15 protein-coding genes and 1 tRNA gene are annotated in these 16,346 nt (G+C 56.8%); 9 read left to right on the forward strand and 7 right to left on the reverse strand.

Annotated elements, in window-relative coordinates; translation table 11 throughout:
* Positions 1-119: 119 nt before the first annotated feature.
* On the reverse strand, positions 120-926 hold the full coding sequence (locus ABJM03_RS15450; protein WP_348419150.1) for an undecaprenyl-diphosphate phosphatase: 807 nt from the start codon (positions 924-926) through the stop codon (positions 120-122).
* Positions 923-1,906, reverse strand: coding sequence for a complex I NDUFA9 subunit family protein (locus ABJM03_RS15455; RefSeq protein ID WP_348418740.1), 984 nt, complete (start codon positions 1,904-1,906; stop codon positions 923-925). Before ABJM03_RS15455 ends, ABJM03_RS15450 begins: the two co-directional genes overlap by 4 nt.
* Before the next feature lie 167 nt (positions 1,907-2,073).
* On the opposite strand from ABJM03_RS15455, the gene ABJM03_RS15460 reads away from it, so the two are divergent.
* A tRNA-Leu gene (locus ABJM03_RS15460) sits at positions 2,074-2,159 on the forward strand.
* A gap of 271 nt (positions 2,160-2,430) precedes the next feature.
* The gene (locus ABJM03_RS15465; protein ID WP_348418741.1) at positions 2,431-3,198 is read left to right on the forward strand and encodes an SDR family oxidoreductase; all 768 of its coding nucleotides are present in this window, start codon (positions 2,431-2,433) and stop codon (positions 3,196-3,198) included.
* 82 nt (positions 3,199-3,280) lie between these two features.
* Here ABJM03_RS15465 and ABJM03_RS15470 read toward each other — a convergent pair whose 3' ends face one another.
* From ABJM03_RS15470 to ABJM03_RS15485, 4 genes are read right to left on the reverse strand one after another with little or no spacing between them, the layout of a single operon-like run.
* The gene (locus tag ABJM03_RS15470) at positions 3,281-4,204 is read right to left on the reverse strand and encodes a 2-hydroxyacid dehydrogenase (protein WP_348418742.1); all 924 of its coding nucleotides are present in this window, start codon (positions 4,202-4,204) and stop codon (positions 3,281-3,283) included.
* Positions 4,197-5,045, reverse strand: a complete 849-nt coding sequence (locus ABJM03_RS15475; protein ID WP_348418743.1) for a fumarylacetoacetate hydrolase family protein — start codon at positions 5,043-5,045, stop codon at positions 4,197-4,199. The genes ABJM03_RS15470 and ABJM03_RS15475 overlap by 8 nt, the downstream gene beginning before the upstream one ends.
* 12 nt (positions 5,046-5,057) lie before the next feature.
* A complete protein-coding gene (locus ABJM03_RS15480; protein ID WP_348418744.1) occupies positions 5,058-6,857 on the reverse strand; it encodes an IlvD/Edd family dehydratase in 1,800 nt (599 codons plus the stop codon).
* Entirely contained in the window at positions 6,854-7,615 is a 762-nt protein-coding gene (locus tag ABJM03_RS15485; RefSeq protein ID WP_348418745.1) for an SDR family oxidoreductase, read from the reverse strand. The genes ABJM03_RS15480 and ABJM03_RS15485 overlap by 4 nt, the downstream gene beginning before the upstream one ends.
* A gap of 188 nt (positions 7,616-7,803) precedes the next feature.
* On the opposite strand from ABJM03_RS15485, the gene ABJM03_RS15490 reads away from it, so the two are divergent.
* Positions 7,804-8,688, forward strand: a complete 885-nt coding sequence (locus ABJM03_RS15490) for an NAD(P)-dependent oxidoreductase (RefSeq protein ID WP_348418746.1) — start codon at positions 7,804-7,806, stop codon at positions 8,686-8,688.
* On the forward strand, positions 8,685-9,653 hold the full coding sequence (gene denD, locus ABJM03_RS15495) for a D-erythronate dehydrogenase (protein WP_348418747.1): 969 nt from the start codon (positions 8,685-8,687) through the stop codon (positions 9,651-9,653). Before ABJM03_RS15490 ends, denD begins: the two co-directional genes overlap by 4 nt.
* On the opposite strand, the gene ABJM03_RS15500 is transcribed toward denD, so the two are convergent.
* Positions 9,650-10,297 (reverse strand): GntR family transcriptional regulator, encoded by a 648-nt coding sequence (locus tag ABJM03_RS15500; RefSeq protein ID WP_348418748.1) that lies wholly within the window; start codon positions 10,295-10,297, stop codon positions 9,650-9,652. The two genes, denD and ABJM03_RS15500, sit on opposite strands and share 4 nt — an antisense overlap.
* A 197-nt stretch (positions 10,298-10,494) precedes the next feature.
* On the opposite strand from ABJM03_RS15500, the gene ABJM03_RS15505 reads away from it, so the two are divergent.
* The 5 genes from ABJM03_RS15505 (at position 10,495) to ABJM03_RS15525 (ending at position 16,344) form a co-directional block, all read left to right on the forward strand.
* Positions 10,495-11,520, forward strand: a complete 1,026-nt coding sequence (locus tag ABJM03_RS15505) for a TRAP transporter substrate-binding protein (protein ID WP_348418749.1) — start codon at positions 10,495-10,497, stop codon at positions 11,518-11,520.
* 142 nt (positions 11,521-11,662) lie between these two features.
* On the forward strand, positions 11,663-12,523 hold the full coding sequence (locus tag ABJM03_RS15510) for a TRAP transporter small permease subunit (protein WP_348418750.1): 861 nt from the start codon (positions 11,663-11,665) through the stop codon (positions 12,521-12,523).
* Complete coding sequence (locus ABJM03_RS15515) at positions 12,523-14,319, forward strand: TRAP transporter large permease subunit (RefSeq protein ID WP_348418751.1); 1,797 nt, start codon at positions 12,523-12,525, stop codon at positions 14,317-14,319. Before ABJM03_RS15510 ends, ABJM03_RS15515 begins: the two co-directional genes overlap by 1 nt.
* Before the next feature lie 99 nt (positions 14,320-14,418).
* Positions 14,419-15,423, forward strand: a complete 1,005-nt coding sequence (locus ABJM03_RS15520) for a Gfo/Idh/MocA family oxidoreductase (RefSeq protein ID WP_348418752.1) — start codon at positions 14,419-14,421, stop codon at positions 15,421-15,423.
* A gap of 33 nt (positions 15,424-15,456) precedes the next feature.
* The gene (locus ABJM03_RS15525; RefSeq protein WP_348418753.1) at positions 15,457-16,344 is read left to right on the forward strand and encodes an NAD(P)-dependent oxidoreductase; all 888 of its coding nucleotides are present in this window, start codon (positions 15,457-15,459) and stop codon (positions 16,342-16,344) included.
* Positions 16,345-16,346 lie beyond the last annotated feature (2 nt).

A 16,346-nucleotide genomic window follows, 5' to 3' on the forward strand; every position in this document is an offset into this window, starting at 1 on the left:
AACGAAGGTCCATCAGAATAAAAGGCAGCAATGCTGACCTATATGTTGTTTTTCTCTCTCTGCACCGCAGCAAGAGAGGTCTCAATCCGGAATTTTAAATCCGGATCGGACCTATATGATCAGAAGTCCATAATAAGAAACAACAATGCCAATGACCCAACAATGATCCGCCACCAGCCGAACAAAGCGTAACCATGACGGCTCACGTAGCCCAACACCCACTTCACCACGACAACTGCCGAAATGAACGCCATGGCAAAGCCGACGCCAATCTCGCCCAGCGCTGACATGTCCAGCACATCGCGATTCTTGTAGAGGTCATAGGCAAAGGCCCCAGCCATCGTCGGCATCGACAAAAAGAAGGAAAACTCCGCCGCCGCGCGCTTGCTCGCGCCCAGCATCAGCGCACCAACAATTGTCGCCCCCGAACGCGACACGCCAGGCACCATGGCCAAACATTGAATGAACCCGATCTTTATCGCCATCCCGATGGGCAATTTCATCGCATCATCATGCACAGGTTCGGGCGCGAAACGATCCACGAACACCAACACAATCCCACCAAGAATCAGCATGATCGCGATCAGCTTTGGCGTCTCGAACAGCACTGTCTTGATAAAATCATGCGCCAGCACGCCGATGAACACAGCAGGCAAAAACGCCAATAAAACCGACCAGATAAACCGCCGCGCCTGCGGATCATTTGGGGCTGCGGCAAACACCGAAATCAGCCGCGCGGAATACAGCGTCAAAATCGCCAAAACCGCACCCAACTGAATCACGACTTCAAATGTCTTGCCCGCCGACTCAAAGCCAAGGAAATGCCCCGCCAGCAACAGATGGCCCGTAGACGAAACCGGAATGAATTCTGTCAGCCCTTCGAGCAACCCCAGAAATGCGGCGATGATCGTTGAGCTTTCCATCAGTTAGAACGCAGGTTTTTCGCTGATTCCTTGATCTCGCTATATTGCCCTGCAGGCCGGAAACGCCACAGATACTCTGGCAACACAGATGCCATCGCCGTGGGCGCAATACCCAGCGCATCAAGCCCCTGCGCATCCTCTGAAACAACATTATCATTGCGCAGATTCTTAAGCTGGTCGCGGGTGACGGTCGGGTTCTTGACCAATCCCAGCGTCGCCGCCTCAAGCACATCAAAGGAAAACGCCATGATTTTAGCGGCAAAGAAAGGGATGTTCAAAACCAACCGACGGCGACGGATCACCTCCAGCATCAGGCCCATCAACTCGCGGAAACTCATCGTGACAGGGCCACCCAATTCAAACACACCCTGAGCCTCGCCCAGCACACCCTGCACCGCAGCCTCGGCTACGTCATCTACATAGACCGGCTGGAACTTGGTATTTGCGCCAACCACCGGCAAAACCGGCGACATGCCCGCCATACCGGCGAAACGGTTGAAGAATTCATCCTCCGGCCCGAACACAATAGACGGGCGCAGGATCATCGCATTCGGCTGATACTTGAGCACCGCCGCCTCGCCCTCACCCTTGGTACGTGCATAATCGCTTTCGCTTTGGGTATCGGCCCCGATGGCCGAAACATGCACCATACGGTCAATCCCGCGCTCTTGCGCGATGCGCGCAATCCGTTCGGCACCTTCGGACTGTACCGCGTCAAATGTATTCTTGCCATTCTCGGCCAACACGCCCACGCAGTTCACGACCGCATCCGCACCCTGCATCACCGAAGCAACCGACGCATCATCACGGATATTGCACAGCACAGGCTCGACCTGACCGACAACACCATACGTCTTTACAAAAATCGCTTCATTGGGGCGACGCACCGCGACCCGCACCCGCCAGCCTTCCTTAGCCATGCGGCGCGCAATATACCGACCGACAAAACCAGATCCGCCATAGATCGTTACCAGCTTAGACATGATGCATACCCTCAACGATTGTCGGTTTACGGTGTACCCCCGCACCGCGCGTCAAACAAGCCGGAATTGCCACCGCCGCACGACGGGGTAAAAGAAGTTTCAAACAAAGCATGAAATCACATTGACACCCATCGCATCGCACCTTAGATGCACCTCTCACAAGATGTGCCCAGGTGGCGGAATGGTAGACGCGCTAGCTTCAGGTGCTAGTACTGGCAACGGTGTGGAGGTTCGAGTCCTCTTCTGGGCACCAATTTTTCCGTAAAATTTTTACAGCAGCAAAGACTTACAGTCAGAGCCGCTCTTGTGGTCCAGCTTCCAGAGCCCTTTATGGTCTCTCTCGAATACTTCAAATTCTTATCTTTTAACCGCACATGCCCCAAAGCCCCCCCTAAATTAGCGTTGGGCTAGGCCGCTCGTCTTTAGGCGGACCACGGATGATCTCAGTCAATCCTTACCCAGTGATCTATACATTCGTCACATTGTTACAGATACTCATTGAATAATATTCAGGGAGTTATGCGATGACGCTCGAAATCTTTGATCTGACTGGAAAAACTGCACTCATTACCGGCTCCAGCCAAGGGATCGGCTTCGCGCTTGCGCGTGGCTTGGCCGGTGCGGGCGCGGAAATTGTGCTCAACGGGCGTGACCCAGGCAAACTTGCTGCCGCGGCTGATACACTTACCCAAGAGGGTGCAACGGTGCATCAGCTCGCCTTTGACGCAACTGATCACGCTGGCGTCCGAAAGGCGGTTGATGATTTCGAGGCGACCACCGGCCCAATCGACATCCTGATCAACAACGCGGGTATGCAGCACCGGACCCCACTGGAGGACTTTCCGGCAGAGGCGTTCGAGAAGCTTTTGCAGACCAATGTCGCGTCGGTGTTCCACGTGGGTCAGGCCGTCGCACGACATATGATCGCGCGCAAAAGCGGCAAAATCATCAATATCGCCTCTGCTCAAACACAGCTCGCCCGTCCGGGCATCGCGCCCTATACCGCGACCAAAGGCGCTGTCGGGAACCTCACGAAAGGTATGGCGACCGATTGGGCGCAGCACGGACTTAACTGCAACGCCATCGCACCGGGGTATTTTGACACGCCGCTCAATGCCGCTCTGGTCAACGACCCCGAGTTCAGCGGATGGCTGGCCAAGCGCACCCCCGCATGCCGATGGGGTAATGTGGAAGAGCTGGTCGGTGCCGCCGTGTTCCTATCCTCTGCCGCGTCCAGCTTTGTAAACGGGCACACGCTATACGTGGACGGCGGGATTACTGCATCACTCTGACGCTACCAATATTAGAGCCTACGCTGTTGATTAGATATAAAGGGCGATGACGCGCTCGAACATGCGTCATCGCCTTTGGCTTTTACAAATGCGCGCACTCGGGGACAGCACTGATCACCGTACCATCCTTGAGATGCTGCAAAAGATTATCCACGGTCAAAGCTCCCATAGCTGCCCGCGTCTCGACGGTGGCGCTCCCGACGTGCGGCAACAGGACCGTATTGGGCAAAGCGCACAGCGCCTCGGGGATATGCGGCTCTGCTTCGAACACATCAAGACCGGCCCAGCCGAGCCTACCACTGCTCAGGGCATCAATCATCGCGGCTTCATCCACGACCGATCCACGCGCCACATTGATCAGCGTCCCCGTCGAGCCCAATGCCTCCATCACCTCGGCATTGACGATCTTGTTCGTCGACGCGCCGCCCGGTGTGATGCAGATCAGCACATCACAGTCGTGGGCCATCGCCACCAGATTATCATAATAGGTATAGGGCACGTCCTTTTCAGAGCGTGTATGATAGACAATCGTCGGGCTCCACGGGGCCAGCTTATCCGCAATCGCCTGCCCGATCCGCCCAAGCCCCAGAATACCGATGGTCTGGTTTTCGGGTGACCGCGTCAGTGGCGCGCCTCCCTTCGCTTCCCATGCGCCTGTGCGCGCATAGGCATCATCGCGCAGCGCCTCGCGGTAGCACATGAGCATCAAAAGCACCGCAGTTGTAGCCACCTCTTCGTTCAGGACATTGGGCGTATGCGTCACGATGATCCCACGCCGCGCCGCTTCATCCGCGTCGATGGCATCATATCCGACACCATAGCCGCTGATCATTTTGAGGTTAGGCAGGGACGCCATCAAATCCGGCTTTACCCCATCGTGACCATTGGTCACGATATGGGTGATCTCATCCGCATTATAGCGGTTGGTTTGGTGAATGGTGAAAGCCGCCTCCAGACGCTCTTTCATCGTGTCGGTAATGCCACCGATTTGCAAAAGATCAGGCATCTTGCCCCACTTTCTGACGTTGCTGGCCCAGACCTTCGATGGTCAGCTCCATCACATCACCTTCTTTCAGATACACAGGCTCGGGCTTCATCCCCATCCCCACCCCCGGAGGCGTGCCGGTCGTGATCACATCACCGGGGTGCAGCGTGAAAAGACCACTCAGATGTTCGATAATCTCGGCCACGGTAAAGATCATGGTCGAGGTATTGCCGGTCTGCATCCGCTTGCCGTTCACGTCCAACGACATGGCAAGGTTCTGCGGATCACCGACCTCATCGCGGGTCACCAACCACGGACCTGTCGGGCCGAAGGTGTCACAGGATTTTCCCTTGGTCCATTGACCAGTCAACTGTGTCTGAAAATGCCGCTCGGACACGTCATTGACCACACAATACCCCGCAACATAGTCTAAAGCCTCTGCTTTAGAGATATATTTTGCAGTCTTACCGATTACCACACCCAGCTCGACCTCCCAATCCGTCGCCATCGATCCGCGCGGCATCATCACGTCGTCATTCGGGCCTACAACGGCAGAGTTTGCCTTGAAAAACAGGATCGGATGCTCAGGAATATCCGCGCCTGTTTCCGCGGCATGGTCCGAATAGTTCAACCCGATGCACAGGAATTTGCCGATGTCGCCGACACAGGCACCGATGCGCGGATTACCTTCAACCAGCGGCAGCGCGCTTGGGTCAAGCGCGCGCAGCTTGGCCAGTGTTGCATCATCCAGCGTGCCGCCTGTGATGTCACCGATATGGGCAGATAGATCGCGCATCTGGCCTGCTTCGTCGATCATTGCGGGTTTCTCAGCGCCAACAGCACCGTAACGTAGAAGCTTCATCTCTTCGTCCTCTTAATGATTGTCACGCGGCATGTATTTGCGCGCGATGTCTTGATATTTATCGGCCCCCTTAAGGGTCATGCCGTGGTCCAACCGGCCCACTTTCTCACGGAAAAACTCCTGCCACGGCGATTGGCTCACTAGGGCGTCATACCCGCCGTTGGCTGCCAAATTACGCGCCCGCTCGGCCAGCTCATCAAGCGGCACCAGCATGTTGACGGTCCCTTTGCCCAAATCAATGCGCACCGTGTCGCCGGTTTGCAGCAAGGCCAGCCCGCCGCCATCCGCAGCCTCAGGGGAAGCATTCAGGATCGAGGGGCTGCCAGATGTGCCGGACTGCCGCCCGTCCCCGATACACGGCAACGCCTCCACGCCCTGTTTGATTAAGTAAGAAGGCGGCCGCATATTCACCACCTCCGCCGCACCGGGATAGCCCTTTGGCCCCGCGCCCCGCATGAACAACACGGATTTCTCGGTGATGTTCTCAGAGGGGTCATCAATCCGGTGGTGGAAGTCCTCCGGCCCGTCAAAGACAACCGCGCTGCCCTCAAACGCCTCCGGATCATCAGGGTTGGACAGGTAGCTCTTGCGGAACGCGGGCGAGATCACCGAAGTTTTCATAATCGCGCTTTCGAACAGATTGCCCGACAGGTTCAGGAACCCCGCCTGTTCCTTCATTGGATCGCTGGTGGGCTTAATGACATCTGAGTTTTTGGATCGTTTACCCCCACAGTTATCGCCCATGCTGCGCCCGTTCACAGTCATCGCCCCCTCATGGGGGAGCAAACCACCTGCGATCAACTCTCCCACTACCGCAGGCACCCCGCCCGCGTGTTGGTAGTCTTCGCCCAGATATTTACCGGCTGGCTGCATGTTCACCAACAAGGGCACATCATGCCCGTGTTTTTGCCAATCATCATTATCCAGCGGCACGCCAAGGTGGCGGGCAATGGCATTGAGGTGAATGGGCGCGTTGGTTGACCCGCCAATGGCGGAGTTGATCACAATGGCATTCTCAAATGCCTCACGGGTCATAATATCTGTGGGGCGCATGTCCTCCCACACCATCTCAACGATCCGCTTACCAGTCTCATAACTGATCTGCCCCCGCTCACGGTAAGGCGCAGGGATCGCCGCCGACCCGGGCAATTGCATGCCCAGCGCCTCAGCAAGGCTGTTCATTGTCGTCGCCGTGCCCATCGTGTTGCAATAGCCCACCGATGGCGCAGAGGCCGCCGCGATCTCCATGAACTCATCCGTGTCAATATCGCCTGCGGCCAGCTGCTCGCGTGCTTTCCAGATCACGGTGCCAGAGCCCGCACGTTCCCCTTTCCACCAGCCATTGAGCATCGGACCAACAGACAGCGCGATGGCCGGAATATTCACGGTTGCAGCAGCCATCAACAGCGCTGGCGTGGTTTTGTCACAGCCAATATTGAGAACGACACCATCCAATGGATAGCCAAAAAGCGTCTCTACTAAAGACAAATAGGCCAGATTCCGGTCCAATGAGGCCGTCGGCCGCTTGCCGGTTTCCTGAATGGGATGCACAGGAATTTCAATGCATGTCCCCCCCGCCGCAATGATCCCGTCGCGCACGCGCTTGGTCAATTCGATGTGGTGGCGGTTGCACGGGCTCAGGTCGCTGCCTGTCTGCGCGATCCCGATGATCGGCTTGCCCGATTGCAGCTCTTCGCGCGTCAGCCCGTAGTTCAGGTACCGCTCCATATAGAGCGCCGTCATCTCAAGGTTATCTGGGTTCATGAACCACTTACGCGAGCGCAGATCCCCGATTGTAATTTTCTTAGTCATTGGCCCGACCAGCCTCCATCAATGATATGTGGGTGTCCCGTGGTAAAACCACTCTCGTCACTGGCCAGATACACCACCAGCTTCGCGATCTCTTCTGCTGTGGCCACGCGCCCCATGGGTTGGCGTGACACGAATTGTTCCATGGCTTTGTCATAGCTGCCCAGCTGTTTGCCCAACTCGGTCACGCGGTCATGCCAACTGGGGCTTTCTACCGTGCCCGGGCAGATGCAGTTACAGCGGATGCCTTGTTTCACAAAATCCACCGCAATGGATTTCGTCATGCCGACCACTGCCGCTTTGGTTGTGCCATAGATGAACCGGTTCGGCGCGCCGATCACAGAAGAGCAGGCCGAGGACATATTGATGATTGAGCCGCCGCCGCGTTCAATCATGCCCGGCAAAGCGGCCTGCACAGTGCGGATCATCGAACGGATATTCAGGTCCACTGCAAAGTCGAATTCATCCTCTGTGGCGTCCAGAATCGTGCCCCCCTGCACAACACCTGCACAGTTGAACAAGACGTCAGGATTGGCCCGTGCAACCCCTTCGGAAATGCTCTTTTTATCAAGAACATTTATTTCGAAAATTTCTACATTTTCGAGATTCAGCTCCCGAATCGTGGACATAATTTCCATATTTACGTCCGTGGCGAACACCTGCGCGCCCTCGTTGGCCATCGCAATGGCGCTGGCGCGACCGATCCCCTGACCAGCAGCAGTCACCAACACACGCTTACCTTTAAGCCTTTGACCTATCATAGAAATATCTCCTCCCTAGACACATCCAACACTTGCTTTTCTGCGCAAATTTCCATGCCAAATTACAAAATAAACGATATTTTTAGGGCCCTCCCACTGGCCCTTTCAATCTATCTGGTTAGCGTATGTCAGAGTTTTACGTTTGACCATAACCCCGCTGACAGCCGCCCATGCAAAGGACCCCACCAATGAGCACAAACCCCAAGATTACCCTGATTGGAACGGGGCTGATGGGCGCGCCCATGTCACGCAATCTGATGAAGGCAGGGCATGACCTGACCGTGTGGAACCGCAACGCCGCCCGTGCGGCGCCTTTGGTCGATGGGGGCGCCAAAACCGCCGCCACCTCAGGCGAGGCCATCGCCGGTGCGCAGATCATTATCACCATGCTGAGCGATGGCTACGCCACCGAAGCGCTTTTGGCAGACCCGCAGTTTCGCAGCAATCTGGCCGAGGGCATGATCTGGATCGACATGTCCAGCGCACGCCCCGAACACGCGCGCGCCCAATCCAAACAGCTTGCCGAGCTGGGCGTCGCCCATCTGGATGCGCCAGTGTCTGGCGGCACCAAAGGCGCCGAAGAGGCCAGCCTTGCCATCATGGCTGGCGGCGACACACAGGTCTTCAACAGCGTAGCACCCATCCTCAAGGCGATGGGCCGCCCTGTGCATGTCGGCCCCTCCGGCGCGGGGCAGCTGTGCAAACTGGCCAATCAAACCATCGTCGCCGTGACCATCGCCGCGGTGGCAGAAGCGACATTGCTGGCAGAGAAAGGCGGGGCCGACCCCGCCGCCCTGCGGGCCGCCCTCAAAGGTGGGTTTGCCGATAGCGTCATTCTTCAACAGCACGGCGCACGGATGTCAGAGGGCAATTTCATACCCGGTGGCCCGTCGAAATTCCAACTCAAAGACCTCAACAACACTTTAGAGGAAGCAGACAGCCACGGTCTCACCCTCCCCTCGGCACTTGCTGTGCGTGACCGCTATGCGCATTTCGTGAATGAAATGGAGGGGGCCGACCTTGATCATGCGGGTCTGTATCTGGAGCTCAAAAAGCAGAATGGACTGACATGACCAAAATGCTCATCCTCGGGGGCGGCGGCATGGTCGGTCAAAAACTGGCCCAGCGCATCGCCGCAGATGCCCCCTTTGCTGACCCGCAGATCACGCTGTTTGATCGCGCCTTCCCACCCCAAAGTGCTGCGGGCAAGCAGATCACCGGCGATGTTTCTGATCCTGCTATGGCTGCGACCCTCGCGGCCGCGCGGCCCGATGTGATCTTTCACCTCGCGGCCATCGTCTCTGGCCAAGCCGAAGCTGAATTCGCGCTGGGCTGGGATGTGAATATGATGGCCATGTGGCACCTGTTGAACGCGTTGAAGGCCGAACATGACGCCTCAGGCGGCAGTTACCGGCCCCGCCTTGTGTTCACCTCGTCGATCGCCGTCTTCGGCGGCCCTTTTCCCGATCAAATCGGGGATGAGTTTCTATCCGCCCCCCTGACCAGCTATGGCGCGCAAAAAGCCGCATGTGAGCTGATGCTGAGCGACTTTAGCCGCAAAGGGTTTGTTGATGGGCTATCTTTGCGCCTGCCCACGGTCTGCGTGCGGCCGGGCAAGGCGAATGCAGCGGCCTCTTCGTTCTTTTCGGGCATCATCCGTGAGCCGCTGAACGGGATTGAGGCGATCCTGCCTGTGGCCGATACCGTGCGACATTGGCACGTCAGCCCCCGTGCCGCGACCAAGTTCCTGACCCAAGCAGCGTTGCTGGATACCGACCAGCTAGAGGGACGCCGCGCGCTCAACCTACCCGGGATCAGCTGCACCGTCGAAGAACAGATCGGAGCGCTGCGCCGTGCCGCCGGGCAAAAAGCGGTCGACCTGATCAAACACATCCCCGACGAAACAATCATGCGCATGGTTGCCGGATGGCCGCGCGATTTTGCCCCCGAACGCGCGATTGCATTGGGCTTCCAAGCCGAGAGCCGCTTTGACGAGATCATCGCCGTCTACATGGAAGAAGAGCTGGGCGGCGCTTAAACGCCCAGCGTCTCTCCGGTCAGATGGCGCGCCAGATGATCATGGATTTTCTTACGTGTTAGGCTCTCATTTCCTGATAGCGCCGCCTCAAGGATCTGGGCGTGGTGCTCGATATTTGTTGAGATGAAATCAAAGTCACGGTCTGCCAGCATCAATTGCTGGCGGAACTGCGCATAGATCTGCCCGTGCATCTGTTTAAGCGTCTTGGACCCACAGGCAGAGATCAGCGTTTCATGGAATTCTTTTTCGGCCCCCGCCCAAATGGCAACCAAGTCATCCGAGGCAGCCGCCTCATGAATGCGCGTCTCAATATGGCTAAGTTGGTGATGCGCCGCTGTCAGCCGCGCCTCCCATGCAACGCCACCCGCGCGGATCGACATCACCGTCCCTTCGCCCTCTAACAGCACCCGCATATGGGTCAGCTCAATGAGCTTTTCAGGGGAACGTTCTGGCACGCGAAAGCCGCGCTGTTCCTGGAACGACACCAACCCAACCGTTGAGAGGCGGAATAAAACCTCGCGGATCGTGCTGGCAGAACAGTCGAATTCCTTGCGCAGCACTTCTGCACGCAGTTTTGCACCATGTTCAAACCCGTTAGAGACAAGCTTGCGTTTCAGCGTTTGATAAATGTCGACTTCTTGCACCACAGACTCTTTTTCGCTTAGACAATCGCAGGTCACATAGCACCATTAATTTTGATAATATATCAAAATCTCGAAATTTTATATAATTTCACTTTATTCTTGTTGTACGAGATTCCTCCCCTTAACGTTAAAGCAGCGTAAAATACGCGGAGGCAAAAGATCTCCGGAATCCAACGCTCAACGTCTGGGAGGACAACATGAAACAACTAACAAACACGTTCGTTGCTGCCATCGCTGCAACAATGGTTGCCGGAACGGCCATGGCCGAAGACGCGCCAATCACGAAACTCCGCATCCAAACACACCACGCGCCCGAAACAACTGCGGGCAAACTCTACAGCAGCATGTTCGACAGCATCGAAGCCCTGTCCAACGGGGAAATCGACATTGAACCGTTCTTTTCATCCTCTGTTGTGAAGTCGGTTGAAACCTTTGACGCCGCTGCAACGGGCATTCTGGATTGCGACGCCACGGGCGGCGCATATCAGACCGGCAAAAACCCCGCCTTCCAGTTTGTGGGTGACATCATGGGGGGCTATGCCACTCCGACACAGCAACTGTCATGGCTCTATTACGGCGGCGGCCTCGAAGCGGCGCAGAATCTCTACAACCAATACGACATGCAGCTGGTCGGCTGGATGGTTTATGGTCAGGAAAGCTTTGCCTCGACAAAACCGATCCGGAGCGTCGAAGACCTCAAGGATTGGAAATTCCGCTCCCCTCCGGGCATGGAGACCAAAATCTTTGAAAAGCTGGGCGCAAAGCCGGTTGTGATGGATTTCACCGAAATCTTCACCGCGCTTGAGACCGGCATCATTGACGGCGCAGACGCCTCAAACATCGCGACAAACAAAGGTCTTGGCCTTTATGACATCGCAAAATTCGCCAACTATCCGGGCTTCCACTCGATGCCATCTGACCACCTTGCGTGCAACAAGGCCGTCTGGGACGCCATGCCAGAGCACCACCGCACCATCATGGAAGGCGCAATGGCTGATGCCGCGCTCAAGGCGGTTCTCTTTGTTGAAAAGCAAAACACCGAGGCGCTTGCCGCCTTGAAGGCCGAGGGCGTCGAGATTGCCGCATGGAGCGATGAAGACCTGCAAGAGTTCCGCAATGTGGCCCAAGCAACATGGCCCGAGTTTGCAACCACACCAGAAGCAAAGGCACTGGTGGAGAGCCATCTGGCCTACCTTAATGAGCTGGGTCTCGTTCAGGAATAAACCCTAGAGGAGAGCGCGGCGCTTGCTTGGCTGGCCCCGCGCTCTTTTTTGTCTCAAGCGGCTTTTCAAAGGCCTCTTGAGACAGAAAAGACAACGCATTTCAGGAATACCCGCACAGCGGTCACAGCGCAAAGGAGGGGGCATGAACAATAAACTATCAGGAAGGCCCGTTGAGTGGCTGGTCCCCTTGGCCTTCATATTTTGCGCAGGCTGGATCATCTGGCACATGCCTGCTTTCATCTTGGATTGGGGTCAGGATGGGGAGCAGCTCGCCGCGCAGTTTGCCCGTATCAACATCACGCCCAATGCGCCCATCGTTATCGGCAAATACATTGATATCTATAATCTGCTTGCGTTCATCGCCTTGCCAGCCTTGTTAATTGTTGGTGTTCTTACCGTGCGCCGCGCCCCGATGGAGTTTGAAAACTGGCGCGCGCTGGACAGGCTGTCGGTGTTTATCGGGCGTGTGACCATGATGTTGATCGTCTTGTTAACACTTGTGATGCTCTATGAGGTTGTGCTGCGATATGTATTCGAACAACCCACCCTTTGGGCCAGTGAGCTGTCGCTTTGGCTGGCGGGTTTTGTATTTCTGACCGCAGGCCTTTATGCGATGCAGCAACGCTCGCATATCCGGATTTTTCTGCTTTATGACGTATCGCCCCGCTGGGTACAGCGGGTGTTTGACATCATCTCGACGTCCCTGATCATTCTCTTTGCAGCCGCGCTGTTCTATGGCGGTTACGGCGAAGCCTTTGCCAAATTCAGCCGTTGGGAAACCTTTGGCACAGCCTTTGATCCGCCGATCCCTGCAACGCTGAAAATGGCTGTGCTGATTGTGGTGCCTATGGTGGCCCTTCAAGCGGTGATTAACCTGATCTCGGACTGGAACGCAGTGCCCGTCATCCATACCGCGGCGGACGATATCGATCAGGACGAACTTGATCGCCTGCGTGCCGCTGTCGGTGCCGATACAGACATGCAACCAAAGGCGGGCATCTAATGGACATTGGCACAATTTCACTGGTCCTGATGCTGGGCCTTTTGGTCCTGCTTGCCATTGGTATGCCGCTTGGCATGGCCTCGGCCGTTCTGGCGGTTCTCGTGCTGGTGATGAAATTCGAACCTGCCCTGCTTACCGCGCCTTGGACCTTTGGCGATGGCATCCTGACGGGGAGGCCGGGGAGCGGGCCCCTCAATATCCTGGCGCAAAAGATATACGGGCTTTTAACCGATTACGTCCTTATATCCATTCCGCTGTTTATCTTTATGGCCTCCCTGCTGGAACGTTCGGGCATCGCAAAGGACATGTATTCCTCGCTGAACGTCTGGCTGAACCGGACACGCGGCGGCATCGCGATTGTGACCTCCATCATGGCGGTGATCATGGCGGCCATGTCCGGTATCATCGGTGGCGAAGTCGTCCTGCTGGGCCTGATCGCCCTGCCCCAGATGTTGCGGCTGGGCTATAACCAGAACCTTGCCATCGGGACCATTTGCGCCTCGGGCTCCCTAGGAACCATGATCCCGCCCTCTATTGTCCTCATCATCTATGGTCTGATCACCGAAACCTCGATCAAGGCGCTGTTCACTGCGTCTTTCCTTCCGGGCTTTATGCTTGCGTCGTTTTTCATCATCTACATCATCGTGCGCACAAAACTGCGCCCCCAGGATGCCCCTTTGCCTGACCCCCAACCGGGTGAGCCGGTAGGCGCTCAGAAGCTTGTCCTGTTTCTGGCCTTCCTCTCTGTGCTTACGGCTGGCATCTGTACTGTGCTGTTTTTGCGCGCGCTGTTTTTTACCATCACCGGACAAAATGCCGATCTGGGCGTCGGAGTTGACCCCATCTTTTGGGGCACGCCTGATTACGTGTTGTGGTTCGGCGGCATCGTCGCGGCCTGCCTTGGCCTGATCTATTTCGTCTTCGGGATCGAACGCACAACACGCGGCTGGCTGCTGGGCAAAGGTCTGGTCGCACCTATTGTTGTGATCGGTGTGGTCATGGGGTCGATCTATGGCGGCATCACCGGCATTACCGAAGCCGCCGGCATGGGCGCGCTGGCGGTCTACCTGCTGATGACGATCTACCAAAAGGACTTTAACGCATGGATGGCTTTGCTGTCCGCAAATGCAAAATGGATCGCCCTTTACGTCGTTGTGGTTCTGATCGCGCCACAATTCTTTATCAACAGCCCAACCCTTGGCATTTCGCAAACCATGATCACCCTATTTGTGCTACTTCTGCTCACCCTGCGCCTGCCTGCGGTGCTGGAGGGGCTTTGGGACAGCCTGATGCGGACGCTGAAATCCACCGGCACAATCATCTGGGTCACTGTCGGCGCAGCAGCGCTTGCGGGTGCCTACACAATTGCAGGCGGCCCGACCTATGTGGCCGACTTTATCGTGGGCAGCGACCTTCCAACGATGGGCATTATCCTGTCCATGATGGTGATCTTGCTGTTTATGGGCGCGTTCATGGATTGGGTCGGCATCGTGCTTCTGATCATCCCCGTTTTCCTGCCCATCGTTCAACGCCTGCCCATCGAGGAAATCGGCTTTGTCGGGCAGCTTGAGCCACGCCATGTGGGCATCTGGTTCGGTGTGGTGTTCTGTATGAATATGCAGGTGAGCTTTCTATCGCCGCCTTTTGGCCCCGCCGCCTTTTACCTTAAATCCGTGGCCCCGCCCCACATCAGCCTGACCGATATTTTCAAAGGCTTCCTACCTTTCATCGGGATCCAGTTGATCGCCCTATCGGTGCTGCTGATCTGGCCCAACATTATCACAATCCTTCTTTGACGCAGACGCCTGCACAGCCATCCGAAAGTAACCGACCATGGATATTCTACGCTCCGTCCGCGCTGACACTGCGGTCCGCACCACTTATGGAGCGGTCACGTGAAACGTATTCTGGTGGTTGGTGGCGGCTTGATTGGTATCCGCCATGTGCAAACGGTGCAGGAGCATCCCAACTGTGAACTGGTGGGGCTTGCCGATCCTGATATGTCCATTGCGCCTGACCTGCCCCGTTTTGCCGCGATGGAAGATGTCGATGTCCCCGTTGATGGTGTGATCATTGCCACCCCTACCCATTTGCACGCGGTCCATGGCCAACTGGCCGCTGACCGTGGTTGGCACATGCTTCTCGAAAAACCTGTGGCCGATACGCTGGAACATGCGCAAGCACTGCAATGCAGCCTGCGGCGGACAAATGTCCGTTCGCTCGTCGGTCATCATCGCCGCTACCATGCCTCGGTTCAGCAGCTTAAGGAGTTGATTGCCGATGGAGCCATCGGCGATGTTGTCACCGCCTCGCTGCTATGGGCCATGCGCAAACCTGATGCCTATTTCGAAGGGAACTGGCGCACCGCAGGCGGAAGCCCCGTTTTGATCAACCTCGTACATGACATTGACCTGCTGCGGTTTTGTCTGGGCGAGATCACCCAGACAATCGCCCTTTCCGGCCTGCCCTTGCGCGATGCAGGACGGATCGAAAGCGGGGCCATTGCCATGCGCTTCGCCAGTGGCGCAACCGGCACGATCAGCTTTGCCGACACGGCACCTTCCCCTTGGGGGTTCGAGGCCGGCACAGGCGAGAACCCCAATATCGGGACCACCGGCGAGGATATGATGTGGATCACCGGTACCAAAGGGGCGGTCAGCTTCCCATCGTTGAACCTTTGGTCCGGCCTAGACTGGAGCGTCCCGCCCCTGCGCGTTCCACAGACGATCTCGCTCAACACCGCGTCGCCGCTCGACGCACAGCTATCGCATTTCGTCGATGTCATGGACGGGGCACCGCCGCTCATCGACGTGGCCGATGCCACGCGCACGCTCGCCGTCGCGCTGGATATCGAAGCACAACTCACCCATACCGACACAATCCAATGCAGGTCCGCATGACGCGGCCTCAGACCTCCCTCGAAAGGAAATAAAATGACCAAACCAACAATCGGATTCATCGGCCTCGGCCTGATGGGCGGCGCCATGGTCGGACGCCTACAGGACCAAGGGTATAGCCTCACCGTTCTTGGGAACCGTGACCGCACCTACCTTGACGCTGCGATCGCACGCGGCGCCACCGAGGCGAAAACCGCCAAAGAAGTGGCCGAAGCCAGCGATATCGTCATGCTGTGCATGGGCACCTCGGATCACGTCGAAGGCCGTATGCGCGGAGATGACGGCGTAATCGCAGGCCTGCGCAAAGGCGCAACAGTTGTTGATTTCGGCACCTCCCTGCCCGGCAGCAGCCGCAGCCTTGCCGAAGAAGTCGCAGCCGCCGGTGGCAACTTCCTTGATGCGCCTTTGGGCCGCACGCCACAGCACGCAGTTGACGGCCTGCTCAACATCATGGCCTCAGGCGATAAAGCAGCCTTTGACGCGGTCGAACCCGTGCTCAAAGATCTGGGCGAAAACGTCTTTCACCTCGGCAAAGTAGGCTCGGGCCACACGATCAAGCTAATCAACAACTTCTTTGGCATGACTGTCGCCAACGCCATGGCCGAAGCCTTTGCTATGGCGGATGTTGCAGGCGTGGACCGCGAACAGCTTTATGACGTGATGGCGGCAGGTCCGTTGCATTGCGGCATGATGGATTTCGTCAAGGCCTACGGCGTGAACAAAGACGCCTCGATGCTGGCCTTTGCCGTGAAAAACGCTGCCAAGGATGTCGGCTATTACGCCAAAATGGCCGAGGACGCCGGTGTTGAATCCGTCATGTCCAAAGGCACGTTGAGTGCGCTGAGCGATGCGCGCGACAGCGGCCAAGGGGATGATATGGTCAGCCAGATGGTCGACTATTACGTGGCCAAGTTCAAAGGCTAACC

This window comes from Sulfitobacter sp. (assembly GCF_039977885.1).
Taxonomy (GTDB): Bacteria; Pseudomonadota; Alphaproteobacteria; order Rhodobacterales; family Rhodobacteraceae; genus Sulfitobacter.